This is a genomic window from Plantibacter sp. PA-3-X8, from assembly GCF_003856975.1.
Taxonomy (GTDB): Bacteria; Actinomycetota; Actinomycetes; order Actinomycetales; family Microbacteriaceae; genus Plantibacter; species Plantibacter auratus.
This window is the reverse complement of sequence record NZ_CP033107.1, coordinates 111,742-137,795: the sequence shown is the minus strand read 5'-3', so window position 1 is coordinate 137,795 and position 26,054 is coordinate 111,742. Positions and strand designations below refer to the sequence as shown.

The window sequence follows — 26,054 nt, the reverse complement described above, 5'->3', positions numbered from 1 at the left end:
CCCTCAGCCGAGCAACGCGTGCGTGCGGCGGAGCCGGTCGAGCCACCAGGCGGTCCGCTCCGGTGACGCCGTGAAGTGCTCGAGGAGATCGACGTCCACCTCGACGCGCCGAACGGCGATGCCGCCGTCCACGGGATCGAGCGGTGCGGTCGTCACGTCGCCGCCGAGGAGCGCGGTGGTGGCGAGCCCGCAGTCGTAGTCGAGTTCCGGCAGGGCCGCCGCGAGGTGGGCCCCCATGGAGATGCCGACGGAGGTGTCCAGCGCGCTCGAGACGACGATCGGCAGGCCGGCCTCGCCCGCGATGCGGAGCGCGGCGTGAACGCCGCCGAGCGGCTGCGCCTTCACGACGAGCAGGTCGGCGGCGCCGGCGCGAGCCACGGCGAGGGGGTCCTCGGCTTTGCGGACGCTCTCGTCCGCCGCGATGGCGACGTCCAGGGAGGAGACCCGTTCACGGATCTCGGCGAGTTCCGCGACGGTCGCGCAGGGTTGCTCGACGTACTCGAGGTCGAAGGGTTCGAGAGCGCGGATGGCGTGTTCGGCCTCGTCGACGTTCCAGTTGGTGTTGGCGTCCACGCGGAGTCGACCCTCGGGTCCGATGGCCCGCCGGACGGCGGCGACGCGCGCGACGTCGTCGGCCAGCACCTGCCCGCGCTCGGCCACCTTCACCTTCGCGGTCCGGCAGCCCGGGAAGCGGGAGAGGATCGACGGCACGTCCGCCGCGTCCACCGCCGGGACCGTCGCGTTCACGAGGATGCGATCCCGGTGGAGGGGCGGGAGGTCCGACCAGCCGAAGTCGATGGCGGCCCGCAGCCACGCGGCTGACTCCTGGTCGTCGTACTCGACGAAGGGGGAGAACTCCGTCCACCCGGCGGGCCCACGGAAGAGGACGGCCTCGCGGGTGTCGATGCCCCGGAACCGGACGCGGAGGGGGATGGAGACCACGCGGGCGGTGGCGAGGACGTCGTCGAGGTTCGCTTGCATGACCCCATCCTGCACCCGGACGTCGGAAGCCGTCGCGGGACGCCCGTGACACAATCGATCCCGTGCCGCTGTTCTCCCGACGCAAGCCGACGCCAGGCGATCGGCGAAGCGTGCCCGCGGACGAACCCGCCGCCTTCTCGGTGCCCGAGCCGATCTTCGAGCCGAGCCCCGAGGCCGAGGTGCTCCCGGTGATCGAGGAAGCGCCCGGCGGATCCTCCGACGAGCCGCGCGATCCGAACGCCCCGCCGATCCCCGGAGCGCCGCCGGCAGCCGTGTCCTCGAGCGCGCCAGCGCCTGCCGCCCCGGAGCGCTCGCCCGAGGAACTGGAGGCGGAGACCGCAAGGTTCCGTCGTCCGGGGTCCCGAGGACGACGGACGCCACGGCAGCCCGCATCACGGAAGCCGTCGTCGCGCCGTCAACGGAAGGCGGCGGCGCGCGCGGCCGCTTCGCGACCCGAGTCCGCGGCGATCCCGGCCGACGGCGGCGAGCGGAGTCCGGCGGCCCACCCGCCTGCCGGCGGTGCGTCCCCGACCGGGCGGGACGAGCTCGGCGCGCGGAGTCGGGGTGTCGTCGCCTCCTTCTCGCCGCTCGCCCTGCTCGGCGCGGTGGTGGCCGTCACCCTCTTCACCGTCCTGCTGGCCGTGAGCTACCGGCCCGGCGAGGGGGCCTGGGCCATCCTCGTGGCGTTCGTCCTCGTCGTCGTCGTGCAGATCGTGCTGCTCATCGGGAGTGTCATCGTCATCCGCCGGAAGGTGCGGCGCCGCTGGGGTGTGCTGGCGCTGGTGCTCATCCTCGTCGTCAACCCCGTCACGGCGATGGCGGTCGGCGGTCTCTCCCCGGATCGGGCCGGGAATGGTGCCTCCGCCGGTGGCAGCGGCGACGAGGAGCACGACCCGATCTGGGACACCTACCCGGGGTCCGCCTACGTCGACGCGAAGGAGACCCTCGACGGGCCGAGCTACGAGGACTTCGTCGGGACGTCCGACGAGATGCTCGCGGAGATCCGGACGGCCCTGACCGCCGAGTTCGGCTTCGACTGGGTGGAGCGACAGCCCGCCGAGACGGAGGTCGATCAGAACGGGTACGGCGGGGACTCCATGCTCTTCGAGTACACGGCACCGGTGTGGCAGACGACGACGACCGTGCGCACCTTCGAGGAGAAGTCGCGGGTCGTCGAGCTGATCCGGCAGGTGCTGCTCCGCTACGGGATCGCGAACCTCGACATGCAGAACGCACCGTCCTCCTGGCGTGAGCCGGGCGAGCTCACCGAGCGGTACGGCGGTGAGACCCTCGACACCCAGGCACTGTGGGACCTGCACACCTACAACGCCATCACGGGGGCCGGCGACTTCCGGACGAGCATCGTCGACCTCACGCTCGACTCGGCCGGCACGGTCGCGAAGGACCGCGAGTTCGACGTCGACTACTACGACATGGCGGCGGAGGGCATCGAGCTGCACCTCGACTCGTATGCGCTCCTGAAGGAGGCGGACCGCGCCGACTACCTGGAGGCGCTCAAGCCCTACGCGGACCTCGACAAGCCGAAGTAGTGCCTAGGCTGGACGCATGAGCGATCGAGTGTCCGAACTGTTCGACCCGGAGATCTGGGACGTCGTACCGGGGTTCGAGGACCTCACCGATCTGACGTACCACGTCGCGCGCGAGGGCGGCTTCGTGCGCATCGCGTTCGACCGCCCCGAGGTGCGCAACGCCTTCCGCCCGCACACCGTCGACGAGCTGTACCGCGCGCTCGACCACGCTCGCCAGAGCCCGACGGTCGGAGTGGTGCTGCTCACCGGCAACGGTCCGAGCGCGAAGGACGGCGGCTGGGCGTTCTGCTCGGGCGGCGACCAGCGCATCCGTGGTCGCGACGGCTACCGGTACGCGAGCGACGACGCCGCGGACGACGAGACGGCGAGCGGCATCGACGCCGCGCGCAACGGTCGCCTGCACATCCTCGAGGTCCAGCGCCTCATCCGCTTCATGCCGAAGGTCGTCATCAACCTCGTTCCCGGGTGGTCCGCGGGCGGTGGGCACTCCCTCGGCGTCGTGTGCGACCTGTCGATCGCGAGTCGGGAACACGCGCGGTTCAAGCAGACCGACGCCGACGTCGGTTCCTTCGACGCGGGGTACGGGAGCGCGTACTTCGCCAAGCAGGTGGGTCAGAAGTTCGCCCGCGAGGTGTTCTTCCTCGCCCAGGAGTACGACGCGGAGCGCGCGCTGCAGGCGGGCGCGATCAACGCGGTCGTCCCGCACGCCGAGCTCGAGCAGACGGGCGTCGCCTGGGCCCGCACCATCCTCGGCAAGTCACCGACCGCCATCCGCATGCTGAAGTTCGCCTTCAACGCCGTCGACGACGGTCTCGTCGGCCAGCAGGTCTTCGCGGGCGAGGCCACCCGCCTCGCCTACGGCACCGACGAGGCGGTGGAGGGGCGCGACGCGTTCCTGGAGAAGCGCAAGCCGGACTGGGCTCCGTTCCCCTGGCAGTTCTGAGCTGCCTGACCGCGAGGAGTCGGCGGAGCGCCGACGCACCCGGCGTACGCTGAATCCATGACCCGTCAGCTGCTCCCCGTCGACGCGTCCGCCTCGGCGATGCTCGCAGCCCTGGAGACGGCGCTCGACGGCTCCGGACCCGCGGTCCTCCCGATGCAACCCGGATCGTCCGCGGCACCGGCCGTGGTCGACGTCCGGGTGGCTCTCGTGATCGAGACGTCCGGTTCGACGGGCGTGCCGAAGCGGGTCGCCCTCTCGGCTGAGGCCCTCCTGGCCAGCGCGGCGGGTTCCGCGGTGGCTCTGGATGGCCCTGAGGCCCATCGCCGTTCGTCCCAGTGGATCCTGGCACTCCCGACGCACTACATCGCCGGCGTCAACGTGCTACTCCGGTCGATCGTCGCCGGGACCAGGCCGCTCGAGGCACCGACAGGGTCGTTCGACGCCCGGGCGTTCTGCGGACTCGTCGAGCGGCTCGACGCAGATGCCGGATTCGCCGCCCTCGTACCGGCACAACTGCGCATGCTCGTCGACGCCGCCGAGACGAGTACCTCCGTGCGTGACGCGCTCGCCGGACTCGCCGGGCTGCTCGTCGGGGGACAGGCCACCCCCGCTCCGCTGCTCGAGCGGTCCGCGGCGCTCGGCATCCGCGTCGTGCGGAGTTACGGCTCGAGCGAGACCTCCGGCGGCTGTCTGTACGACGGCGTGCCGTTCGCCGGTGTCGAACCCCGGCTGGTGAACGGGGAGCTCCTCATCGCCGGACCGGTGCTCGCCGAGGGCTACCTCGGCGAACCGGACCGCACGGCGACCGCCTTCCCGGACGACGGCGGCCGCCGGTGGTACCGCACCGGCGACACCGCCGAGCTCGTCGACGGCGTCGTCCGGGTGACCGGTCGGGCCGACAACGTGATCATCAGCGGCGGGGTGAACATCTCCCTCGACCGGGTGCAAGCGGTCGTCCGGTCGGTGCCGGGGCTGGCCGAGGCCGTCGTCGTCGCCGTCCCCGACGAGCGGTTCGGCCAGGCGTCCGTGATCGTGACGGGGGTCGGGACCCCCTTGGACCAGCGCCCGGACGACGCGCTGCTGCAGACCGCCCGAGACGCCGTCGCGGAGGCGCTCGGCCGCCCGGCGCGCCCCGCCCGACTGGTCCGTCTGACCGAGCTGCCGCTGCTCGCGAGCGGCAAACCCGACCTCGTCGCACTCCGCTCACGACTGGGCTGACCCCGTCCTCCGCGTGCCCGCGAGCGCCGGTTTGCAGGCGGTTGTCGCATAGGGCATGCTCTCCCATGCGTGTCGACGAGCGACCGCAGCCGGGGGACGACGACAGGTGACAACGGGGACCGACACGGGCGCTGCGCCCACGAGGCCGACCACGGCGTTCCGCGCCGACATCCAGGGGATGCGGGCGCTCGCCGTGACCGCGGTGATCCTCGCCCACGCGACCGGCTGGCCGGCCGGCGGCTTCGTGGGCGTGGACGTGTTCTTCGTGATCTCCGGCTTCCTCATCACCGGGTTGCTCCTGCGCGAGCACGAGCGTTCCGGACGCATCTCCCTGCCGGCCTTCTTCGGGCGGCGGATCAAGCGGATCCTGCCCGCGTCGCTCGTCGTCCTGGCCGCGACCGTCGCGCTGGCGTCGTGGCTGTTCAACGCCCCGCGGGCGCTCGCGACCTGGTGGGACGCGGTGTCGGCCGCACTGCTCGTCTCGAACTGGCGTTTCGAGGCGTCGGGCACCGACTACTTCCACGCGACGGACGCCGCGTCACCGCTGCAGCACTTCTGGTCCCTCTCGATCGAGGAGCAGTTCTACCTCGTGTGGCCGGTGCTGCTCCTCGTCCTGCTCGCCGTCGCGGCCCGCGGAGCCAGACCCGTGCTGCGCTCGCGCATCGTCGTCGGTGGCGTCCTCGTCGTCCTCATCGCGGCCTCGTTCGCCGTCGCCGTATGGCAGTCCGGGGCGGCTCCGCAGGCCGCCTACTTCGCGACCGGCGCGCGGGTCTGGGAGCTGGGGGCGGGCGCACTCCTGGCCGTGTCCGCGCCGCTCCTCGGCCGGCTGCCGCTGGCGCTCCGGGTGGTCGCCGGATGGGCGGGGCTCGTCGGCATCGTCGCATCCGCGCTGCTCATCACCGGGTCGATCGGGTTCCCCGGCCCCTGGGCGGTCGCCCCCGTCGTCGCCGCGATGCTGCTCATCGCCGCCGGGACCGGAGCCGGCCCGGCGTACCCGCGCTGGATGTTCCCGCTCGCGAACCCGCTGAGCCGTGGCGTCGGAGCGATCTCCTATTCGCTCTACCTCTGGCACCTCCCGATCCTCGTGTTCGTACCGATGCTCGTCCCCGACACCGCCCTCAGCACGGTCCCGGGGATGCTCGGGCTCATCCTCGGGGTCTCGGTGCTCTCCTTCCTGCTCGTCGAACAGCCGTTGCACCGCACGCCACTCGTGGGTTCCTTCCACGGCGACCGCGACGCCAGGGACGCCGCCTGGGCCGCCTGGCGCGAGCGGTTCGCCTCCCAGTTCCTCTACTCGGCGGTCGGACTCGTGATCGTCGCCGGGCTCGCGGTGATCGCCATCGGCCCCGCGCTCCGCATGCCGGTGACCACCGGCGGACCGGCGGCCGTCGCGGCTCCGGCCGGAGACCCGCTCCAGGGCATCGCCGCCGAGCTGCAACTCGCGGGCCAGGCCTCGGCGTGGCCCGACAACCTCTCGCCGAGCCTCGACGACGCGATCCGCGCGACCTCGAGCACCAACCCCGCCCGGGCCTGTTTCGACCTGGGTTCGACGCCCGACGACGGTTCGTGCACCTGGGGCGATGCGTCCGCGCCGAAGCACGTCTACCTCGTCGGCGACTCGACCGCGCTCGCCTACGCGCCGGCGTTCCGCGCGATCGCGGATCAGAGCGGTGGGGCGGTGCGGATCACCACCATCGGCCTCTACGGGTGCCGCTTCACGCAGGACCTCATCCAGAACAGCGGCGCCGGGGTCATGGACGACTGCCCGACGCGCAAGCACGACATCGCCGAACGCATCGCCGCGGACCAGCCCGACCTCGTGATCGTCTCGAACGCGTTCGCCGCAGGCCGTACCACCGACGGCCGATCGCTCGACACGACGTCGATGGTCGCGTCGGCGCTCGCCGAGACGGCGGGGTATCAGGTCCCGGGCCGCGTCGTGTTCCTCGCGCCGCCGCCGCTCGGTGCGGATCTCGGTTCCTGCTACTCGCGGGTGTCCAGCCCGCAGGACTGCGCCGTCGGCGTCGACGCCGCCTGGAACGACTTCGCCGCGGCGACCGAGTCGGCGGCGGGAGCAGCCGGGGAACGCTTCGTCTCGTCGCTCCCGTTCAGCTGCGCGGATGACGTCTGCCCGGCGTTCGCCGGGACGACGCCGACGAAGTACGACAGCGTGCACCTCACCCCGGCGTTCGCCGAGCACATCGCTCCTGCGATCCTCCAGACGCTCCAGGCCGCCGGGGCCCTGTGACGCCGTCCGCCCCGAGGCTCCGCGGGTAGACTCGCCGTCGTGGCACATGGAGCACGGCCGGCAGCGCCGAAACAGCAGAAGACGTCCGCACCGCGCAGCACGGCGGGTCGTGGCGCGAACGGTGGACGATCCGGCAACCCCGCACGCGGTGGCGGTCGCAAGGTTCCGCTCGCGAAGCCGGCGACCTTCGGCGACTGGGTCGGTGCGGCCCGGATCCGCACGCTGCCGATGGCCGTCGCCCCCGTGCTCATCGGCACCGGTGCCGCGACGATCATCGCGGGCCCCGGGGTCTACCACCCGGTCCGTGCGCTGCTCTGCCTCGTCGTCGCGCTCGCGCTGCAGATCGGCGTCAACTACGCCAACGACTACTCCGACGGCATCCGCGGAACGGACGACCTACGGGTCGGCCCGAGCCGACTGACCGGTTCCGGTGCGGCGAAGCCCAAGACGGTCCTGACCGTCGCGCTCGTGTTCTTCGGTATCGCGGCGGTGGCCGGCATCGTCCTCACGATCCTCACCCAGTTCTGGTGGCTGCTCCTCGTCGGGGCGGTCGCGATCGTCGCCGCCTGGTTCTACACGGGCGGGAAGCGCCCCTACGGGTACTTCGCGCTCGGCGAGGTCTTCGTCTTCGTGTTCTTCGGCCTCGTCGCCACGCTCGGCACGACCTTCGTCCAGGTCGGGACCGTGAACCAGGAGGCATGGTTCGGCGCGATCGGCGCGGGCCTCATCGCCTGCGCGGCGCTCGTCGTCAACAACCTCCGCGACCTCGAACAGGACAAGGCGGTCGGCAAGCGCACCCTGTCGACGTTCATAGGCCGGATCGCGTCGAAGGTGCTCTACTGCGTCCTGCTGCTCGTGCCGTTCGGCATCGCCGCGTTCCTCGCGCTCTTCTACCCGATCGCCTGGTTCACGATGTTCGCGCTGCTCGCCGCCATCCCGGCGTGCGTGATCGTGCTGTTCTCCACGACGGCCAGGGAGCAGATCCTGGTGCTCAAACTGACGGGGCTCGTGCAGCTAGCGTTCGGGGTGATCCTCGGTCTGGCGTTCTTCTACACGCCCGGCATCGCCGGCTGACGACGCTTCCGGTGCCGCCGCGCTCGCATCGAGCGCCGCGTCCTCGGAGTCCTCATCGTCGTGCGGCGTCGGCTTGTCGCCGTGCCGACGGGCGTAGAGCTCCTGCGCGACGGTCTCCCGCGGGGTGCGCAGGAAGATGTAGGACACGCAGAGTCCGATGATCGCGGCGATGATCGCGGCGACCCAGGGCTGCAGACCCGTGAGGAAGACGAGGAGCAGGAGCGGCACCACGAACGCCAACAGGCGGAGGATGGTGTACCGGACGGCGGCGGGAACGCGTTTCACCAGACAAGTCTAGGCGTCCCGCCTGAAGGCAACCCCAGGTAATCACGTCACCTGGCGTTTACGATGGAGACATGGTTCGTCTCTGGATCGGCCTCGCCGTCGCGGCAGTCGTCTTCATCGTGTATTCGGTGGTTGACTGCGCCACGATGCCGCGCGACCGCGTCCGAGGGATCAGCAAGACCTCGTGGATCATCGCCATCCTCCTCCTGCCGGTCATCGGCGGAGTCCTCTGGTGGATCATCGGCCGGGTTCGCGCTCCGAAGGCCGTGCCCCGCGGCTCAGCGCCGGACGACGACCCCGACTTCCTCAAGAAGCTCGACGCCGACCGTGCGCAGACGAAGCGCATCCGCGACCTCGAGGACGAGCTCAACCGCTTCGACGACGAGTCGGGCGACAGCCCGGATGCGACGACGCACGACGACCCCGCCCCGGGATCCGACACGCCCGACGACGGTTCCGGCCGCAGACCGCCTGGCGCCCCGAGCGCCTCGTGAACCCGTCCGCTGCTCCCGAGCCCGTCGGCTCGGCTCGCTCGTCGAGCCCGGCCAGCGCGTCCGCGTGGGCACTCCTCGACGCGCTCGTCGCCGTGGGTGTCTCCGACGTCGTCGTCTGCCCCGGTTCCCGGTCCCAGGCGCTCGCGCTCGCCGCTGCCGAGCTGGCGGCCTCCGGACGGATCACCCTGCATGTGCGCATCGACGAGCGGGTCGCCGGCTTCCTCGCCTTGGGCCTCGGCGTCGAGACCGACCGTCCGGCCGTCGTGATCACGACCTCGGGGACGGCGACCGCGAACCTGCATCCGGCGGTCCTCGAAGCGCATCACTCGCGCGTGCCGCTCATCGTCCTCACCGCCGACCGGCCGGCCGAGGCGCACGGCATCCGGGCGAACCAGACGACGAAGCAGGACGACCTCTACGGGTTCGCCGCGCGCCTCGCCGTGGTCGTCGAGGCCCCGACCGGTGCCGACGGTGAGCAGGACGCCGCCCGCGATCTCGCCCAGCGGGCGTACCTCGCAGCGACGGACGTCCTCGATCCGGGCCCGGTGCACCTGAACCTCGCCTTCCGGGAGCCGCTCTCGGGCAGCTTCGACCCGGTCGTCGCCGGGGCGACCCCCGACGTCCCGGTCGAGACGGACGCCACCGCGGAAGCACCGCTCTACCCGGGGCGACCGCATCTCGTCCTCGAGCGCGGACCCAGGACCCTCGTCGTCGCCGGGCACCATGCCGGCCCGGCCGCCGAGCAGCTCGCGGCGGACGGCGGATGGCCGCTGATCGCGGAGGTGTCGAGCGGATCCCGGTTCGGGCGGAACGTCATCGCCGCCTACCGGGAGCTGCTCCGCGAGGACGACTACCGCGAGGCCGTCGAGCGCGTCGTCGTCTTCGGCCACCCGACCCTCAGTCGCGAGGTCCCGCTCCTGCTCCAGCAGCCGCAGGTCGAGACGATCGTCGTCGCCCCGGCCGGAGCCGAGGTCTACAACCCCGGACGACGGGCCGACCGGATCGTGTCCTCCGTCTCCGTCGAGGTGGGGCCCGCGGATCGCGCTTGGCTCGGAGCCTGGGTCGTCGGATCCCGCGAACGGGTGGTGGACCCCTCGCCTGCAGCCCCCGATCTCGAGGGGCTGCACTCGACGACTCCCGCCGAGCGACTGGCCTCCGTCCGGGCAGAGCTCGACGCCGTCCGCCTCCCGGTCACCCGCGAGGTCCTCGTCGACGCGGTCTGGCGTGCCACCTGGCCGCACGACCGCCTCGTCGTCGGCGCGTCGAGGCTCATCCGCGTGGCCGACGGTCTCGTTCCCGGCCGCAAGATCAGCGTGCACGCCAACCGCGGACTCGCGGGTATCGACGGCACCATCGCCACCGCCACGGGGATCGCGCTGGCGAGCCAGGCCGACGGAGGCCCAGGTGTGACGCGGGTGCTCCTCGGCGACCTCGCCTTTCTCCACGACGTCGGCGCGATGCTCCTGGACGACGGCGTCGCGCCGCGTCTCCAGGTGATCGTCGGCAACGACGGGGGCGGCACCATCTTCGACGCGCTCGAGGTCGCCCAGAGTGCCCCTGGAGCGCTCTTCGACCGCGTCCAGTACACGCCACAGCACGTCCGGCTGGAGTCGCTCGCGACCGCCTACGGGTGGGAGTACCGCTCGGCCCGCACGCGCACGGAACTCGACCAGGCGTTCACCGCGCCGGTGACCGGTCCCGTCCTCATCGAGGTCCCGCTGCCGCGAGCCTGATCCGCCGGCCCTTGAACTCCATCCCGGTCCCTGAGCTTGTCGAAGGGCGGCCGTCGCAAGGGTCGACTTCCGACCCGGGCTCCGGCCAGAATGGGCGGATGACGGCATCGAAGCACGCATCGACCTGGACGGCACCACCCCGAGACACGCTGCGCGTGGGGGGGGGGTTCAGCCTCGCCGACGTCGATCCCTCATCGACGCCGGGCTTCGACGGTGACAAGCAGCAGGGCCGGGTCGAGCTCGACGCGGGGGTGCCCGCGCTGTCCGAGCTGCAGGAGCGACTCTTCGCGGCGAGCACGCAGGGAGCCCCGGAAGCGGTGCTCCTCGTCCTGCAGGCGATGGACACGGCGGGCAAGGGTGGCATCGTCAAGCACGTCGTCGGCTCGGTCGACCCGCAGGGCGTGCACCACCACGCCTTCAAGAAGCCCACGGAGGAGGAGCGCTCCCACGACTTCCTCTGGCGGGTTGAGCCGCACCTGCCGAAGCCCGGTCAGATCGGCGTCTTCGACCGTTCGCACTACGAGGACGTCCTCATCGGTCGGGTGCGTCAGCTCGCCGAGCCGGACGAGATCGAGCGTCGGTACGGGGCGATCAACGACTTCGAGGCGGGCATCGTCGCGAGCGGGACCCGCATCGTCAAGGTGATGCTGCAGATCAGCGCCGACGAGCAGAAGGAACGGCTCGCCGACCGGCTCGCGCGTCCGGACAAGCACTGGAAGTACAACCCGGGCGATGTGGACGAACGCGAGCTGCGGCCGGCCTATCAGGACGCCTACCAGGTGGCGTTCGAGCGGACGAGCACCGAGGCCGCCCCCTGGTTCGTCGTGCCGGCGGACCGCAAGTGGTACGCGCGCATCGCGGTCCAACGGCTGCTGCTCGACGCCCTCGAGGACATCGATCCGCAGTGGCCGGCGGCCGACTACGACATCGCCGTCGAGCAGGCACGACTCGCGGCGAGCTGAGCCGAGGTTCTTCGGCTCAGCCGAAGGCTTCCACGATCGGACGGAACTTCATCTTCGTCTCGACGAGCTCCGTCGCAGCGTCCGAGTCGGCGACGATGCCACAGCCGGCGTAGGCAGTGATGTCACCGTCCGGCGCGATCTGCGCACAGCGGAGGGCCACCGCCCACTCGCCGTCACCCGAGGCGTCCACCCACCCGACCGGACCGGCGTAGCGACCGCGGTCGAACGGTTCCAGCTCGCGGATGAGGGCGACGGCGTCGCGCGTCGGGGTTCCGGCGACGGCGGCGGTCGGGTGCAGGCCGTCCATGAGGTCGAGCGAGGACGAGCCGTCCGAGAGTCGTCCGTCGATGTCGGTCGCGAGGTGCCAGAGGTTCGGCAACTTGAGGGTGAAGGGGACCTCGCTGCGGCGCAACTGGGGGCTGTGTGCCTGCAGGGCGGTCAGCACCGACTGCACGGCGAACTGGTGCTCACCCTGGTCCTTCGCGCTCGTCATGAGTGCGACGGCCTGGTCGTGGTCGCTCTCGGCGTCGGGACCACGCGAGATCGTGCCGGCGAGGACGCGTGCCGAGACGGCACCCCGATCCACTCGGACGAGCGTCTCCGGGCTCGAGCCGATGAAGCCGTCGACCGCGTAGGTCCAGCAGTCGGGGTAGCCGAGGGCGAGGTCGTGGAGCACTCGGCGGCGGTCCGCTTCCGCGGGGAGGTGCCCGGCCAGGTCGCGCGCGAGCACGACCTTGCTCAGGCCGCCGGCCTGGATGCGGGCGATGGCGCGCTCGGCCGAGTCGAGGTAGCCCTCGCGGCTCTGCACGCCGGGGGTCAGCTGGATGCGGTACTCGGGCCCGTACGCCGTGGTCGCGGGATCGACGTCCTCGGCGCCGTCGCCGAGGGAGACCCGCGTGATGAAGCTCGCGTCGGGGTACCGGCCGATGATCGTGCGCGGCACGATGAGGACGCTCGTCGCGGAGGACTCGTCGTCGAAGGCGAACGTGCCGAACGCGACCAGGCCGGTCCCGGGCCGACGCACCTCGTCCGTCACCACTGCTGCGGCGCAGACGTCCCGCCAGGCCGCCGCGGCACGCGTGAACCGGTCGGGGCCCGAGAACTCCAGGCGGAGCGCCTCACCAAGTCCGACCAGCCCGTATCCCTTCCGCACCCAGAGGAGCGGCGAGGTCTGGTCGGCGAACGGGAGGAGCTGGCGCGGGTCGTCGATGGCGACGGTCTGGGCGACCAGTGACGAGGTCAGGGGAATGGTCACCGTTCAACCCTACGCCCGCGCAGGAGGGGTCCCTCCCCGCCGCAGCCCGACCGGTGGAGGGGCAGTCACGGCCTCGTCGGCGGGGCGTTCACCGGCCGGGCGTCCCGATCGTCTGCAACCCGGTGACCCCGAGCAGTGCGAGTTTCGCCGCGTCCTCGGTGCCCGGTGCCGCCGTGTACACGACGATGCGCAGGTCGCCGCCCGGCGTGGACAGGACGTCGCAGTCGACGGTGATCGGTCCGACCGGTGTCCGCGTGACCATCTTCCGGCTCGCCCGGTGCTCCGCGACCCTTGCCTCCGCCCAGCGCCGTTCGAACTCGGGCGACACCGATCGCAGCCGGGCCACGAGTCGAGCCAGCTCGTCGTCCCGCGGGTAGCGCCCGACCGCGGCCCGGAGGTCTGCTGCGAGGTCGCTCGCGAACTCCTCCTCGTGCTGCTCGTCGAAGTCGGTGCCGTCGTGCCCCGCGGTGAAGTGCCGCCACACCAGGTTGCGATCGTCACCGACGAGGGCGGAGGGATCGCCGTTCACCGCGGCCCACAGCGGGTTCCAGAGCAGGATGTCGTGGGCGGCGGAGAAGACCGCCAGCGGCACGTCGCCGAGCCGGTCGACGATGCGCTGCACGCCCGGACCGATGTGCCGGGGGACGACCCCGGGCGGTGGTGGCGCGGCTCCGGCGACCCGGTAGAGGTGGTCGCGCTCCTGATCCGTCAGCCGCAGTGCGACCGCGAGGGCCCGCAGCAGCTGCGGCGACGGGTTCTTCGCGCGGCCCTGCTCGAGCCTGACGATGTAGTCCACGCTGATGCCGGCGAGGGCGGACAGCTCCTCGCGGCGCAGGCCGGCCGTCCGTCTTCCTGGGCCGGCGGGGAGACCGACCTCGGCAGGGGAGACCCGTTCGCGCCAGGCCCGGAGCACGCCGGCGAATTCGTCCATCCGGCCATTGTGCCCCCGGTGGCGGTCCGCATCCTGGTACTGCCGGTCCCCCTGTCGACCGGGGCCTGGCGGACCGACCATGCCGGGCGGAGCATGGACCCATGACCACCACACTCATCACCGGGGCCAACAAGAGCCTCGGACTCGAAACCGCACGCCGACTGATCGACGCCGGCCACACCGTCTACGCCGGCATGCGCGACCTGGGCCGTGGCGATGCCGTCGCCGCGCTCGGTGCTCACCCCGTCCAGCTCGACGTCACCGATCAGGCGAGCGTCGACGCGGCCCTCGCGGCGCTTCCGGAGCTCGACGTGCTCGTCAACAACGCCGGCGTGCTCGGCACGTCCTTCGGCGTGGACGACCTCACCCCGGAGTCGATGCAGGACGTCCTCGACACGAACGTCGTCGGTGTCGTCCGCGTCACCCAGGCCGCGTTGCCCCTCCTGCGCCGTTCGTCCCGACCCGTCATCGTGAACGTCGCCTCGGGAGTGGGATGGCCCCGCTTCCTCACCTCCGAGGGGGCCGACGAGTTCGCGGTGCCGACGATCCCGTACGCCGCGTCGAAGGCGGCCGTCATCACACTCACCGTGCAGTACGCGAAGAACCTGCCCGGGTTCCGGGTGAACGTGAGCGACCCGGGATACACCGCGACCGATTTCAACGGACACGGTGGCCATCAGACGGTGACCGAGGGGACGGACGCGACCGTCGCGCTCGCCCTGCTCGGTCCGGACGGTCCCACCGGGGAGTTCCACAACCGGCACGGACGCATCGACTACTGAGCGCGAGCCTGGGAGCCGTGCTCGGACGGCCGGCTCCCAGCGGCGCGGACGTAGGATGGACGGGTGAACCGCGCCGACCTCTCCAAACAGCCCGAGCAGGTCTCGGCCATGTTCGACGACGTCTCGACGAAGTACGACCGCATGAACGCGGTCCTCTCCGTCGGGAACGACGCCCTGTGGCGCATCGCGACCACTCGTGCGGTCGGTCCGGCCGCCGGTGAGCGCATCCTCGACCTCGCGGCCGGCACGGGCACGTCCTCCGCGGCGCTGGCGCGCAACGGTGCACAGGTCGTGGCTGCCGACTTCTCGCCCGGCATGATCGCCGTGGGTCGCGACAAGTACGCCGACCGCTCCGACATCCAGTTCGTCGAGGCCGACGCGACCGACCTCCCCTTTGCCGACGAGGAGTTCGACGCGACGACGATCTCCTTCGGCCTCCGCAACGTCGTCCGCCCGAAGGACGCCCTCGCCGAGATGCTCCGGGTCACGAAGCCCGGCGGCCGGATCGTCATCTGCGAGTTCTCCACGCCGACCCTCGCCCCGATGCGCGCCGCCTACAACCTCTACCTCGAGCGCGTGATGCCGCTCGTCGCCGGCGTCGCATCGTCGAACGCCGAGGCGTACACCTACCTCAACGACTCGATCCGCGCCTGGCCGAGCCAGCCGGAGCTGGCCGCCTGGCTGCGTGAAGCGGGCTACGAGCACGTCGCGTACCGCAACCTCACCGGCGGAATCGTCGCCCTACACCGCGGACTCAAGCCGGCCTGAGTCTCGACACCGTCGGGGTTCGTCTCGGCATTCTCGAGGGGTGGAACCTGTTGATCCCGTCACTTCCCGCGAGTCGGCGCGACTGATTCCGTAGCCCGGTCCCGAACGGGAGCATTGACACACGGGTGCGCCCGGCCCTACCGTTCCGTCATGACAGCACAGGACACGGCCCGCGGGTCCCAGCCGGCATCACCCACCGGCGGTAAGGGTCTCGCCACCGGCACCCTCGGCCTCTTCGGCTCCGTGATCATCGGCTTGGCGTCGACCGCGCCGGTGTACTCGCTCGTCGCGACGCTCGGGTTCGTCGTGCTCGCCGTGGGTGCCCAGGCGCCGATCGCCTTCATCGTCGCCTTCATCCCGATGCTGTTCATCGCGTTCGCCTACCGCGAGCTGAACCGCGACGTACCGGACTGCGGCACCACCTTCACCTGGGCGACGAAGGCCTTCGGCCCGGTCACCGGCTGGATCGGCGGGTGGGGCGTCGCGCTCGCCGGCATCGTCGTGCTCGCGAACCTCGCACAGATCGCGGGGCAGTACCTGTGGTTGCTCATCGGCGACGGCTCCCTCGCCTCGAACGTCCCGCTCGTCACCGCGACCGGTGTCGTGTTCATCGCCCTCATGACGTGGGTGTCGTACCGCGGCATCGAGCTGGGGGAGCGGATCCAGAACATCCTCCTCGCGGTCCAGTACCTCGCACTCGTGCTGTTCGCCGTGTTCGCCTTCATCGGAGCGTCGAACGGCACCGCGCCCGACGCGACGCCGATCTCGCTCGACTGGTTCAACCCGTTCGCGTTCACCGATTACCACGGCTTCATCGAGGCGGTGCTGCTCGCACTCTTCATCTACTGGGGGTGGGACACCTGCCTCGCCCTGAACGAGGAGACGAAGGACCCGCAGAAGATCCCGGGCCGCGCGGCGGTCATCTCCACGGTCATCCTGCTGGTCACCTACGTCACCGTCACGGTCGCCGCCATGGTCTACGCCGGACTCGGTACCACGGGCACCGGCCTCGCCAACGAGGACAACGCGAACGACATCTTCCTGGCGCTGAAGGACCTCGTGCTCGGACCGTGGGCGTGGATCCTGGTCGTCGCCGTGCTCATCTCGGCGGTGTCGTCGACGCAGACGACGATCCTCCCGACGGCGCGCGGCACGCTCGCGATGGCTGCCTACAAGGCGCTGCCGAAACGGTTCGCGACCGTCCACCCGACCTTCAAGACGCCGTCCTTCTCGACGCTCGTCATGGGCATCGTCGCGATCGTCTACTACGTCGGCATGACGCTCGTGAGCGAGAACATCCTGGCGGACTCGATCCTCTCCCTCGGACTCGCGATCGCCTTCTACTACGGCATCACCGGGTACGCGTGCGTCTGGTACTTCCGGAAGGTGCTCTTCCGCTCCGCGCAGGACTTCTTCTTCAAGGGCCTCTTCCCGCTCCTCGGGGCGCTCATGCTCACCTTCGCCTTCGTGCAGAGCTGCATCGACATGTTCGACGTCGACTACGGCTACACGGTCCTCTTCGGCGTCGGCGGCACGTTCGTCATCGGCGTCGGTTCGCTGGCCTTCGGTTTCGTGCTCATGCTGCTCTGGTACAGCCGGAAGTCCTCGCGGCCCTTTTTCCGCGGGGAGAGCCTCAACCGAGACACCGAGGTCCTCGTGCCCGACGAGCCGATCGAGTACGGCCGCTCCGTCGACGGCGGTCTCGCCTGACCTCCGGTCCCTGAGCCTCACTCCGGTCCCTGAATCTCACTCCGGTCCCTGAGTCTCACTCCGGTCCCTGAATCTCCCCTCCGGTCCCTGAGCCACCCCTTCCGGTCCCTGAGCCTGTCGAAGGGCACATCTCCCGGGGTCGTCCAGGCGGGCCGGGCATACTGGTGGGATGTTGGACACCCTGCCAGGCGGCCCGTGGATCTGGGGCGTCGCGATCGTCGGTCTCGTGCTCGTCGTCATCCTCCTGAACGCCAGGCGGGCGAAGTCCGCGTTCGCGAAGCCGTACGAGCGCTACGACACCACCGAGATCCCGCCGGACACCCCGGGTACCCGTGAGTTCATCGTGCGAGACGACGCGACCGGTGCGCGGCTCCAGTTCGTGGCGTCCGGGCCGTCGGCCAGGATCGCCCTCGTCGTCGTGCCGCCGAAACACCTCGGGACCGGCGTCGAAGCGGGCCTCTTCCGCGCCGCGTTGCCGACCGCGCAGGGCGTCGACGCCTGGACCTGGCCGCCGCTCAACACCGACGGATACTCGATGCTGCTCGACCTCGCGCACGAGTTCCCGCATCTGGCGTTCTACGACGCCGAGGGCGTGCGACTCCGCTGAACCGAGTCATGTGGTCCGACCACAGCTGCCAATCGCCTGATCGCGCCCGTGGATTCCGGTCCTCCGGCACAGGTGACGGGCTGCCCCGGCTAGGCTAGAGCTGTGAATCCCAGCGCGACCCGCCGTGTCAGCAACCTGGCCAGCCAGGCCGGGCTTGCCGAACGCATGTTCGCGACCGGTGCAGACCGGAAGCTCGCCAAGACCATCGACGACGGCGTGGCCCGCCTCGAGATCGGTCTGGAGGAGCAGCTCGGGTTCACCGACGACCTCGTCGACGTCACCGCGCGCTATCTGCTCGAGGCCGGCGGCAAGCGGGTCCGCCCGCTGCTCACCATGCTCATCGCCCAGCTCGGCGACGGCATCACCGACAACGTCCTGCGGGCGGCCGAGGCGATCGAGATCACCCACCTCGGCTCGCTGTACCACGACGACGTCATGGACGACGCCGACAAGCGTCGCGGCGTCCCCAGCGCCCACCAGGTGTTCGGCAACAACACCGCCATCCTCACCGGCGACCTCCTGTTCGCGCGCGCCAGCCAGATCATGGCCGACCTCGGCGAGCGGGCGATCCGGATCCAGGCCGCCACGTTCGAGCGCCTCGTGCTGGGGCAGCTGCACGAGACCACCGGCCCTCGCGAGGGTCAGGACGAGGTCGAGCACTACATCCAGGTCCTCGCCGACAAGACCGGCTCGCTCATCGCCGCCGCGGCCCGGAGCGGCGTCATCTTCTCCAACGCCCCCGAGGTGTACGAGAGCGCGGTCGTCGAGTTCGGTGAGAAGGTCGGCATCGCCTTCCAGCTCATCGACGACGTCATCGACCTGTCGCCGCAACCCGAGGAGACCGGCAAGGTCCCCGGCACCGACCTGCGGGCCGGCGTCGTCACCCTCCCCATGCTCTACCTGCGCCGCGAGGCGGTCGCCGACCCCGAAGCCGCGGCCCTCGTCGCCCGTCTCGACGCCGAGGTCACGGAGACGGACCACGACCCCGTCCGGTTCGCCGCGCTCGTCGCCACCCTGCGCGACCACGCCGTGACCGCGCGGACCTTCGCTGAGGCGCGGCAGTGGGCCGACGAGGCGATCGCGGCACTGGCACCGCTGCCCGACGGCTCGGTCAAGAAGGCGCTCGTGCACTTCGCGAAGGCGATCGTCGACCGAAGGAGTTGATGGCGGCGCCGCTCCACCGGAGCGGCACGGCATCCCAGACGCGCATGCATGACGGCCGGAGCGCTCAACCGGCCGCACCCGGAACCCCGCACGGGGACACGAAAGGAACCACCGTGACCAAGCTCAGGCTGGCCATCGTCGGCGCAGGACCCGCAGGCATCTACGCGGCGGACATCCTCCTGAAGGCGGAACGGAAGTTCGACGTCTCCATCGACCTCTTCGAGCAGCTGCCGGCCCCGTACGGCCTGGTCCGCTACGGCGTCGCGCCCGACCACCCGCGTATCAAGGGGATCATCAACGCGCTCCGCGACGTCCTCGACCGAGGCGACATCCGGATCTTCGGCAACGTCCGCTTCGGCGTCGACATCACGCTCGACGACCTCAAGCACCACTACAACGCCGTGATCTTCTCCACGGGCGCCGTCGAGGACGCCCCGCTCGACATCCCGGGCATCGACCTCGACGGGTCGTACGGCGCCGCCGAGTTCGTGAGCTGGTTCGACGGACACCCCGACGTCCCCCGCACCTGGCCGCTCGAGGCGGAGTCGATCGCCGTGATCGGCAACGGCAACGTCGCGCTCGACGTCGCACGTATGCTCGCGAAGCACCCGGAAGACCTGCTCCCGACCGAGATCCCGGCCAACGTCCACGAGGGGCTGCAGCAGTCGCCCGTGACCGACGTGCACGTCTTCGGGCGTCGCGGGCCCGCGCAGGTGAAGTTCACGCCGCTGGAACTCCGCGAGCTCGGGGAACTCAACGACGTCGACATGATCCTGGCCGACGAGGACTTCGACTACGACGAGGCGTCGAAGGCGGCGGTGGCGAGCAACAAGCAGGTCATGGTCATCGACCGCGTCCTGCAGCAGTGGCGCAAGCGCGAGACCGGCCAGGCCTCGCGCCGACTGCACCTGCACTTCTACGCGAAGCCGCTCGAAGTCGTCGACGACGGTTCCGGCAAGGTCGCCGCCTTCCGGTACGAGCGGACGAGACCAGACGGACAGGGCGGGGTCGAGGGCACGGGTGAGATCCGCGAGGTCCCGATCCAGGCGCTCTATCGCGCGGTGGGGTACTTCGGAAGCCCGCTGCCCGGCGTGCCCTTCGACTCGCGGCACGGCGTCATCCCCAACCACGAGGGCAAGGTCCTCCACCCCGAGAGCAACGAGCGCGTCCCAGGCGTCTACGCGACCGGGTGGATCAAGCGTGGTCCGGTCGGCCTCATCGGCCACACGAAGTCGGACGCGATGGAGACCATCAGTCACGTCATCAACGATCAGGCGGACTGGTGGGCGCCCGCGGAACCCGAGGAGGAGGCCGTCGTCGCGCTGCTCGAGTCGCGTGGCGTCGCCTACACGGACCTCGAGGGCTGGCACCTCCTCGACCAGCACGAGATCGCGCTCGGTGAACCACAGGGTCGTGCCCGCATCAAGGTGGTGCCGCGCGAGGAGATGGTGGCGATCTCGCGGGCGCAGTCGTCGGATGACGGGACACCGTCCGCCTGAGCCGCGCCCGCGACGGTCGCAATCCGGCCGATCGCCGCGAGTCAAGCCGCTTCACGGAACCCGGTTTCGGCGCGAGTCGGTCACTATGCTGGACGGATGACCGACCCCAACGCGCCCCAGAACGTCCCGTCGGAGCAGCCGACGTCCGTACCGCCGTCCGAGCCGCCGGCATTCGTCGCCGACGGCCAGCAGCAGCAACAGCAGCAGCCGCGCTACGGCGAGATGCACCCGGACCCCGTGCAGCAGCAGTGGGACCAGACGGGCCAGCAGACCCCGGCTCCGCAGCAGGGTGGCCAGTGGGGTCAACCGCAGACGGGTGAGCAGGCGGGCCAGTGGGGTCAGCCGCAGCAGGGCCAGTACGGCCAGCCGCAGCACCCGGGCCAGCCGCAGCACACGGGCCAGTACGGCCAGGACACCGGCCAGTACGGCCAGCCGCAGCAGACCGGTCAGTACGGAGCCCCCCAGGGTCAGTACGGTGAGCCGCAGCAGGGCCAGTACGGTCAGCCGCAGCAGTACGCGCAGGCTCCGAAGGCGCCGAACCCCCGTGCACGCGAGACGCGTCTCGCGCTCGTGTCGGTCGGGATCGCAGCGGGTATCGCCGCGGCCGTCGCCCTGGTGAGCCTCATCGGGTCGTTCTTCAGCATCTCGGAGTTCTACCCCATCGGCGACGTCCTGTTGAGCTTCGGCGCGAACCTCGTCAACATCGCGCTCTGGGGTGCGGGAGCAGCTCTCATCCTCATCATGGTCCGTCCGCTCACCCGGGTCCGCACCGCCCGCGACCTGATCCAGTCGGTGGGCATCGCCGCGGCCGTCGGCACCGGCGTCATGCTGCTCATCGTGCTCATCGTCACCATCGTGCGCGGCGTCGTCGAGCAGTACGGCACGCCGGCGTTCTTCGTCAACCAGGGCTTCCTCTCGCCGATCCTCTACGGGATCACCCTCGCCGGCTTCCTCACGATCGGCGCCGTGCTCGTGACGCGGTTCGTCGCACCCGAGGGCCTCGCCGACGCTCCGCGCGAGCAGCACAGTGGTCAGCAGCACGGACAGCAGTTCCAGCAGGGTCAGCACGAGCAGCACCAGCAGGGTCAGCACGACCAGGGCTCGCAGCAGCACGGTCAGGCGCAGCAGCCCTACGGACAGCAGCCGCAGGCTCCGCAGCAGCACAACCCGTACCAGCAGTAGTCGGAGGGTCGGGTGGTCGGCGCGCGAGCCCGACCATCCGACCCTCCGATCACCGGGCGCGGTAACGTGACGGTATGGCCGGATCTCGAGGGTGGACCGCCGACATCCTCGGCGAGGGCTTCCAGCGGCGCACGCTGACGCTCGAACCGGATGACGAGGGCGACGTCGTCGCGACCCTCGTCCGCTACCGGATGCCGCCCCTCGAACAGCTGGGCGAGTTCCTCCTGCCGGACGTCGCGGACGGTATCGACGTCCTCTACGTCCACGGCTGGTCCGACTACTTCTTCCAACGTCACCTCGCGCGATTCTGGGCCAGGCTCGGTGCGCGGTTCTACGCGCTCGACCTGCGCAAGTACGGCCGGAGTCTCCGTCCGCACCAGACGCCGGGATACGTCGATGACCTCCGCACCTACGACGAGGACATCGAGGCCGCGCTCGCGGTGATGGGGCACGGCTCCGAGGAGCATGCCGCGGGGCGGCGGACCCGGCGCCGACTCGTCCTCCTCGGCCACTCGACCGGCGGGCTCACCCTGAGTCTCTGGACGGCCAGGAACCAGGATCGCGTCGCCGGTCTCGTCCTGAACAGTCCGTGGCTCGAATTCCAGGCGAGACAGCTCGGGCGGCTCGCGATCGCCCCGCTCGTCCAAGCCGGATCGCGGATCGACCCGCGTGCGCAGCTCCCTGTCGTCGACCTCGGGTTCTACACCCGCTCCGTGTCGAGCACGATGGACGGCGCCTGGGACTACGACTTCGCCTGGCGTCCGCTCCACGGCTTCCCGTTGCATCCGGGATGGTTGAACGCGATCCTGCGAGGGCATCGGCTCGTCGACGCGGGCTTGCAGCTGCGTGTGCCGGCACTCACGCTGCTGTCGGCGCGGAGTGTCCTGCTGCCGCGGTGGAACGACGCGATGATGCGCAGTGACACGGCGCTCGACGTCGACGCGGTCGCGGAACGTGCACTCGATCTCGGCGAGACCGTCACGATCGTGCGCCTCGACGGCGCCTTGCACGACGTCTTCCTGTCCGAGGAGCCCGTCCGACAGCGTGCGTTCGAGCAGATCGTCGCGTGGGGACGTGGCTACCTCACGAAGCTGCCGGCCGTCGACCGCTAGCGTTCAGCGGGCGGGAGGCGCCGTCGCGAGCCCATCGGACGCCGCGGATCCGGTCGGCCGGCGGCGAGCCAGTCGGCGTAGCTGTGATTCGCGCCGATCGCGCACCAACACGGGACACCGACCTCCTGGCCGGCGCGCGAGGTCCGGAAGAGTTCGAGATGCGACCCGTCCGCGGGTCTCTGGTGATCCACTGCTCCACTCCAACCATCGAGCCCGCTCGTGCGGGTGCTCCGGTGAAGAGAGTGGTGCGGGGGCCGATCATGACGCGATCGAGGTGATCGACCGCGTCCGACCCGCTAGCGGTAGTTGACGAACTGGAGGTCGATGTCGAGGTCGGCACCCTTGAGCAGCGCCATGGTGGCCTGGAGATCGTCACGACTCTTCGACGAGACGCGGAGCTCGTCGCCCTGGATCTGCGACTTGACCGACTTCGGGCCCTCGTCGCGGATGAGCTTGTTGGCCTTCTTCGCGATCTCCTGGCTGATGCCCTCCTTGAGGGTCGCCTCGATCCGGTACTCCTTGCCGCTCGCGAATGGATCGCCGACCTCGAGGCTCTTGAGCGAGATGCCGCGCTTGATGAGCTTGGACTCGAAGACGTCGAGGATCGCCTTCACGCGCTCCTCGGTGTTGGCCTTCATGAGGATCTTCTCGCCGCTCCAGGCGATCGAGGCACCGACGTTCTTGAAGTCGTACCGCTGCTCGACCTCCTTGTGCGCCTGGTTGAGGGCGTTGTCCGCCTCCATCTTGTCGACCTTGCTCACGACGTCAAACGATGAATCTGCCATGTGGACCATGGTAGCGCCGGTGTCGCTCAGGCAGGTGTGGTTGGGTGGGTGCGATGCGCAGCCCGGTGAAGCAGGACCAGCGGACCATCGTCGGACGACGAGGGGCGCTCGCCGGAGCGACCCTGGCGATCGGTGTGCTCGTATTGAGCGGTTGCGCTCCCGAGCCGGACCCCGTCCCATATGCGGTCCCCGTCGAGCTCCCGCCGAAGAGCGACGCCCCTGACGGCGGTGTCGCGAACGTCGACCTCGCCGACTCCCAGTGGATCACCGAGGTCGCCGAAGCGAGTGGCATCCCCGAGCGCGCCCTACGTTCCTATGCCGGTGCCGCCATCCGCAAGGCCGAGCTGACGCCGGAGTGCGGTATCGGCTGGACGACGATCGCGGCCGTCGGGTTCGCCGAGAGCGACCACGGTCGCCACGACGGGTCGAAGCTCGGCGAGGACGGTGTCGTGACGCCGCCGATCTTCGGTGTGCCACTGAAGGGTGGCGAGACCGAGGAGATCACCGACACCGACCAGGGGGTCATCGACGGTGATCCGGTCCACGACCGTGCCGTCGGGCCGTTCCAGTTCATCCCGCAGTCGTGGGAGAACTGGGGGACCGACGCGAGCGGTGACGGCGTGCTCGACCCGCAGAACCTCGACGACGCGGCGATGGCGGCCGCGAACTACCTCTGCCGGGCGAGCGACTACGACATGCGGACGGAGGACGGCTGGCTGAGCGGGATCCGGGCGTACAACTCGTCACCCGAGTACCTTCGGCGGGTCGCCGCAGCGGCGAACGAGTACGCCGAGGCCGTGCCGTCCGACGAGCGCTGAGCGGCCCGGTGACGGATGCCGACGCTGATTTCGCGTCCGGCGGTCTGACGGCTATATTGGTCAAGCGCTTTCGGTTGGCTGTTCGAAAGTCGGTCGGGCGCGCTTGGCGAGTTACCCTAGCGGCCAAAGGGATCTGACTGTAAATCAGACGGCTCAGCCTTCGGGGGTTCGAATCCCTCACTCGCCACGGACAAATCGCCTCATCCTCAGGATGGGGCGATTTTTCGTCGTGCCGGAGAGTCGGGCGGGAGTGGACTGCCGGTCCCTGAGCTGCGTCGCACTGAGCCTGTCGAAGTGTCGCAGTGCCCACGGAGTACCCCACGGACCCGGGATGCCTCCTCCGGACCCTGACCACCCCTCTCCGGTCCCTGAGCAACCCTCTCCGGTCCCTGAGCTTGTCGAAGGGTGCACGGAGAACCCCGCCAATCCGGCATGCCTCCTCCGGTCCCTGAGCTTGTCGAAGGGCACACGGAAAACACCGCCAATCCGGCCGACCTTCACCGGTCCCTGAGCTTGTCGAAGGGCACACGAGCAACTTCCACATCCGAGACGACTCACCATCTGGAATGTCAGTGGTCCATGATGGACTTGTTCCATGACCGAGACCACCGCCTCCGCAGTTCGAGCTGGCGACGAGTGCGCCGCGCGCCTCGCGGAGTTCTCGGATCACTACGCGGACATCCAGCGTCGCCGCGCGGCTCTGGACGCCGAGGAGGCTCGCCTACTCGCCCGTTCTGCTGCCTACGCGGACGCCTTCGCAGATGCCACCGTCCCGGCGATCTTTCCGCGCGCGGAGCGGCAGGCGCTCTCCCGCCGGTCGGCATGTGCAGCGCTTGCGATGGCGACGCGCACGCCTGAGCGGACCGTTCAGCGGGCGACGAACGGCGCCGAGCGTCTCGTGAACGAAGCACCTGCCGTGCTTGCCTCGCTCGAGGCGGGTCGTATCTCGGCGCGGCACGCGCAGACGATCATCGACCAACTCAGTGACGTGCCGACCGCGGGGCGGGCGGCGTTCCTGGAGGCTGTGTTGCCGGCCGCGGAGCAGCTGACCAACGCGAACCTCCGCAGGCGCGCCCGAGTGCTCCGCGAGCGCCTCCACCCCGAGTCCATCACCGCCCGAGCGGTCCGCTCCGAGGCGGACCGCCGGGTCGAGTTCGAGCCCGCAGCCGACGGCATGGCCTGGGTTCATCTCTTCACCACGGCGCCCATCGCGCAGGGCATCATCGAGCGTGTCGAAGCGGCGGCAGCGGAGTCACGCGCAGCTGGCGACACCCGCACCTGCGCACAACTCCAGGCCGACGCCCTCGCAGCCCTCGCCCTCACCGGCGTCACGCCGGAAGACGTCATGTCGAGCCCGGTGCTCCCGCACCCGATCGAGGTCCAGGAGCACATCAAGCCGACGGTGCAGATCACGGTTCCGGCGCTCAGTATGGCCGGTGTGAGCGATGCCCCGGCGACGCTCGACGGCTACGGCCCGATCGACCCGGAGACTGCGGCCCGTATCGCGGTGAACGCCCCGAGCTTCACCCGGATCCTCGTCCAGCCGGAGACGGGTGCGATGCTCTCCGTCGGACGCAACCAGTACCGCGTTCCCGCCGACCTGCAACGGGCAGTGCGCCTCCGGGACGGCACCTGCCGGGCACCGGGCTGCGGCAGGCGAGCACGGGCCTGCGATCTCGACCATTCGGTCGCCTGGGAGGACGGCGGGGCAACGGATGTCGGCAATCTCGCCTGCCTGTGCCGACATCATCACCGGATGAAGCATCTGCCCGGATGGAACCTCGACCACGGACCCGGCGGCGTGCTTGAGTGGACGACACCCGACGGGAAGCAGTATCGGACCGAACCCGATCCCGCGCCCTTCTGACCAGTTTCGGTCCCTGAGCCTGTCGAAGGGGGTGGGTCCTCGTGGGCACTTCGACAAGCTCAGTGACCGGGAGAGGTGTGCCCGGA

General features: G+C 70.4%; 23 protein-coding genes and 1 tRNA gene. 19 read left to right on the top strand and 5 right to left on the bottom strand.

Annotation, left to right across the window (positions count from 1 at the left end):
* Positions 1-3: 3 nt before the first annotated feature.
* A complete protein-coding gene (locus tag EAO79_RS00635; RefSeq protein WP_124767396.1) occupies positions 4-981 on the bottom strand; it encodes an o-succinylbenzoate synthase in 978 nt (325 codons plus the stop codon).
* Positions 982-1,043: 62 nt separating this feature from the next.
* On the opposite strand from EAO79_RS00635, the gene EAO79_RS00630 reads away from it, so the two are divergent.
* From EAO79_RS00630 to EAO79_RS00610, 5 genes are all read left to right on the top strand, one after another.
* Positions 1,044-2,531 carry a hypothetical protein gene (locus tag EAO79_RS00630; RefSeq protein ID WP_124767395.1) on the top strand — a complete coding sequence of 496 codons (1,488 nt, stop codon included), beginning with the start codon at positions 1,044-1,046 and terminating at the stop codon, positions 2,529-2,531.
* A gap of 16 nt (positions 2,532-2,547) precedes the next feature.
* On the top strand, positions 2,548-3,474 hold the full coding sequence (locus EAO79_RS00625) for a 1,4-dihydroxy-2-naphthoyl-CoA synthase (protein WP_064294597.1): 927 nt from the start codon (positions 2,548-2,550) through the stop codon (positions 3,472-3,474).
* Positions 3,475-3,531: 57 nt separating this feature from the next.
* Entirely contained in the window at positions 3,532-4,692 is a 1,161-nt protein-coding gene (locus EAO79_RS00620) for an AMP-binding protein (protein ID WP_124767394.1), read from the top strand.
* A 106-nt stretch (positions 4,693-4,798) separates the two neighbouring features.
* Complete coding sequence (locus EAO79_RS00615; RefSeq protein WP_241160946.1) at positions 4,799-6,940, top strand: acyltransferase family protein; 2,142 nt, start codon at positions 4,799-4,801, stop codon at positions 6,938-6,940.
* A 39-nt stretch (positions 6,941-6,979) separates the two neighbouring features.
* Positions 6,980-8,014 carry a 1,4-dihydroxy-2-naphthoate polyprenyltransferase gene (locus EAO79_RS00610; RefSeq protein ID WP_079706653.1) on the top strand — a complete coding sequence of 345 codons (1,035 nt, stop codon included), beginning with the start codon at positions 6,980-6,982 and terminating at the stop codon, positions 8,012-8,014.
* Here EAO79_RS00610 and EAO79_RS00605 read toward each other — a convergent pair.
* Positions 7,955-8,299 carry a DUF4229 domain-containing protein gene (locus EAO79_RS00605; RefSeq protein WP_079706654.1) on the bottom strand — a complete coding sequence of 115 codons (345 nt, stop codon included), beginning with the start codon at positions 8,297-8,299 and terminating at the stop codon, positions 7,955-7,957. The genes EAO79_RS00610 and EAO79_RS00605 overlap by 60 nt on opposite strands.
* A 71-nt stretch (positions 8,300-8,370) precedes the next feature.
* Between EAO79_RS00605 and EAO79_RS00600 the strand changes: the two genes are divergently transcribed.
* The 3 genes from EAO79_RS00600 to EAO79_RS00590 all read left to right on the top strand — a co-directional run bounded on the left by EAO79_RS00600 (position 8,371) and on the right by EAO79_RS00590 (position 11,488).
* Positions 8,371-8,793: a PLD nuclease N-terminal domain-containing protein gene (locus EAO79_RS00600; protein ID WP_124767392.1), complete on the top strand. Its 423-nt coding sequence runs from the start codon at positions 8,371-8,373 to the stop codon at positions 8,791-8,793.
* Positions 8,790-10,526 (top strand): 2-succinyl-5-enolpyruvyl-6-hydroxy-3-cyclohexene-1-carboxylic-acid synthase, encoded by a 1,737-nt coding sequence (menD, locus tag EAO79_RS00595; protein WP_124767391.1) that lies wholly within the window; start codon positions 8,790-8,792, stop codon positions 10,524-10,526. The genes EAO79_RS00600 and menD overlap by 4 nt, the downstream gene beginning before the upstream one ends.
* Before the next feature lie 98 nt (positions 10,527-10,624).
* On the top strand, positions 10,625-11,488 hold the full coding sequence (locus EAO79_RS00590) for a PPK2 family polyphosphate kinase (RefSeq protein WP_124767390.1): 864 nt from the start codon (positions 10,625-10,627) through the stop codon (positions 11,486-11,488).
* A 16-nt stretch (positions 11,489-11,504) separates the two neighbouring features.
* Here the strand turns inward: EAO79_RS00590 and EAO79_RS00585 are convergent, their stop codons facing one another.
* The gene (locus EAO79_RS00585; RefSeq protein ID WP_241160945.1) at positions 11,505-12,743 is read right to left on the bottom strand and encodes an isochorismate synthase; all 1,239 of its coding nucleotides are present in this window, start codon (positions 12,741-12,743) and stop codon (positions 11,505-11,507) included.
* Between the two features lie 88 nt (positions 12,744-12,831).
* Positions 12,832-13,674 carry a helix-turn-helix transcriptional regulator gene (locus EAO79_RS00580; RefSeq protein WP_124767389.1) on the bottom strand — a complete coding sequence of 281 codons (843 nt, stop codon included), beginning with the start codon at positions 13,672-13,674 and terminating at the stop codon, positions 12,832-12,834.
* Positions 13,675-13,775: 101 nt separating this feature from the next.
* On the opposite strand from EAO79_RS00580, the gene EAO79_RS00575 reads away from it, so the two are divergent.
* From EAO79_RS00575 to EAO79_RS00540, 8 genes are all read left to right on the top strand, one after another.
* The gene (locus tag EAO79_RS00575) at positions 13,776-14,456 is read left to right on the top strand and encodes an SDR family NAD(P)-dependent oxidoreductase (protein ID WP_124767388.1); all 681 of its coding nucleotides are present in this window, start codon (positions 13,776-13,778) and stop codon (positions 14,454-14,456) included.
* Positions 14,457-14,519: 63 nt separating this feature from the next.
* Positions 14,520-15,224 (top strand): demethylmenaquinone methyltransferase, encoded by a 705-nt coding sequence (locus EAO79_RS00570; protein WP_124767387.1) that lies wholly within the window; start codon positions 14,520-14,522, stop codon positions 15,222-15,224.
* Between the two features lie 150 nt (positions 15,225-15,374).
* Positions 15,375-16,934 (top strand): APC family permease, encoded by a 1,560-nt coding sequence (locus EAO79_RS00565; RefSeq protein WP_085514037.1) that lies wholly within the window; start codon positions 15,375-15,377, stop codon positions 16,932-16,934.
* 169 nt (positions 16,935-17,103) lie between these two features.
* On the top strand, positions 17,104-17,541 hold the full coding sequence (locus tag EAO79_RS00560; protein ID WP_079706662.1) for a hypothetical protein: 438 nt from the start codon (positions 17,104-17,106) through the stop codon (positions 17,539-17,541).
* 102 nt (positions 17,542-17,643) lie between these two features.
* Positions 17,644-18,705 carry a polyprenyl synthetase family protein gene (locus EAO79_RS00555; protein ID WP_079706663.1) on the top strand — a complete coding sequence of 354 codons (1,062 nt, stop codon included), beginning with the start codon at positions 17,644-17,646 and terminating at the stop codon, positions 18,703-18,705.
* Between the two features lie 113 nt (positions 18,706-18,818).
* Entirely contained in the window at positions 18,819-20,204 is a 1,386-nt protein-coding gene (locus EAO79_RS00550; protein ID WP_079707009.1) for an FAD-dependent oxidoreductase, read from the top strand.
* A gap of 96 nt (positions 20,205-20,300) precedes the next feature.
* Entirely contained in the window at positions 20,301-21,386 is a 1,086-nt protein-coding gene (locus EAO79_RS19145) for a hypothetical protein (protein ID WP_206428345.1), read from the top strand.
* Positions 21,387-21,460: 74 nt separating this feature from the next.
* Positions 21,461-22,498 carry an alpha/beta hydrolase gene (locus EAO79_RS00540; protein ID WP_124767386.1) on the top strand — a complete coding sequence of 346 codons (1,038 nt, stop codon included), beginning with the start codon at positions 21,461-21,463 and terminating at the stop codon, positions 22,496-22,498.
* A 296-nt stretch (positions 22,499-22,794) separates the two neighbouring features.
* On the opposite strand, the gene EAO79_RS00535 is transcribed toward EAO79_RS00540, so the two are convergent.
* Entirely contained in the window at positions 22,795-23,283 is a 489-nt protein-coding gene (locus EAO79_RS00535; protein ID WP_056014685.1) for a YajQ family cyclic di-GMP-binding protein, read from the bottom strand.
* Positions 23,284-23,336: 53 nt separating this feature from the next.
* Between EAO79_RS00535 and EAO79_RS00530 the strand changes: the two genes are divergently transcribed.
* The 3 genes from EAO79_RS00530 to EAO79_RS00520 all read left to right on the top strand — a co-directional run bounded on the left by EAO79_RS00530 (position 23,337) and on the right by EAO79_RS00520 (position 25,968).
* Positions 23,337-24,101, top strand: a complete 765-nt coding sequence (locus EAO79_RS00530; protein WP_124767385.1) for a lytic transglycosylase domain-containing protein — start codon at positions 23,337-23,339, stop codon at positions 24,099-24,101.
* 105 nt (positions 24,102-24,206) lie between these two features.
* Positions 24,207-24,288: transfer RNA gene (locus EAO79_RS00525), tRNA-Tyr, on the top strand.
* Positions 24,289-24,696: 408 nt separating this feature from the next.
* The gene (locus tag EAO79_RS00520) at positions 24,697-25,968 is read left to right on the top strand and encodes an HNH endonuclease signature motif containing protein (protein WP_124767384.1); all 1,272 of its coding nucleotides are present in this window, start codon (positions 24,697-24,699) and stop codon (positions 25,966-25,968) included.
* The last annotated feature ends 86 nt before the right edge of the window (positions 25,969-26,054 follow it).

What these genes read in the sequence shown, in the direction of transcription:
- EAO79_RS00635 (WP_124767396.1), bottom strand. Translation starts at nt 981, where the DNA reads ATGCAAGCGAACCTCGACGACGTCCTCGCCACCGCCCGCGTGGTCTCC.
- EAO79_RS00625 (WP_064294597.1), top strand. Translation starts at nt 2,548, where the DNA reads ATGAGCGATCGAGTGTCCGAACTGTTCGACCCGGAGATCTGGGACGTC.
- EAO79_RS00620 (WP_124767394.1), top strand. Translation starts at nt 3,532, where the DNA reads ATGACCCGTCAGCTGCTCCCCGTCGACGCGTCCGCCTCGGCGATGCTC.
- EAO79_RS00600 (WP_124767392.1), top strand. Translation starts at nt 8,371, where the DNA reads ATGGTTCGTCTCTGGATCGGCCTCGCCGTCGCGGCAGTCGTCTTCATC.
- EAO79_RS00590 (WP_124767390.1), top strand. Translation starts at nt 10,625, where the DNA reads ATGACGGCATCGAAGCACGCATCGACCTGGACGGCACCACCCCGAGAC.
- EAO79_RS00580 (WP_124767389.1), bottom strand. Translation starts at nt 13,674, where the DNA reads ATGGACGAATTCGCCGGCGTGCTCCGGGCCTGGCGCGAACGGGTCTCC.
- EAO79_RS00575 (WP_124767388.1), top strand. Translation starts at nt 13,776, where the DNA reads ATGACCACCACACTCATCACCGGGGCCAACAAGAGCCTCGGACTCGAA.
- EAO79_RS00565 (WP_085514037.1), top strand. Translation starts at nt 15,375, where the DNA reads ATGACAGCACAGGACACGGCCCGCGGGTCCCAGCCGGCATCACCCACC.
- EAO79_RS00560 (WP_079706662.1), top strand. Translation starts at nt 17,104, where the DNA reads ATGTTGGACACCCTGCCAGGCGGCCCGTGGATCTGGGGCGTCGCGATC.
- EAO79_RS19145 (WP_206428345.1), top strand. Translation starts at nt 20,301, where the DNA reads ATGACCGACCCCAACGCGCCCCAGAACGTCCCGTCGGAGCAGCCGACG.
- EAO79_RS00540 (WP_124767386.1), top strand. Translation starts at nt 21,461, where the DNA reads ATGGCCGGATCTCGAGGGTGGACCGCCGACATCCTCGGCGAGGGCTTC.
- EAO79_RS00535 (WP_056014685.1), bottom strand. Translation starts at nt 23,283, where the DNA reads ATGGCAGATTCATCGTTTGACGTCGTGAGCAAGGTCGACAAGATGGAG.
- EAO79_RS00530 (WP_124767385.1), top strand. Translation starts at nt 23,337, where the DNA reads ATGCGCAGCCCGGTGAAGCAGGACCAGCGGACCATCGTCGGACGACGA.
- EAO79_RS00520 (WP_124767384.1), top strand. Translation starts at nt 24,697, where the DNA reads ATGACCGAGACCACCGCCTCCGCAGTTCGAGCTGGCGACGAGTGCGCC.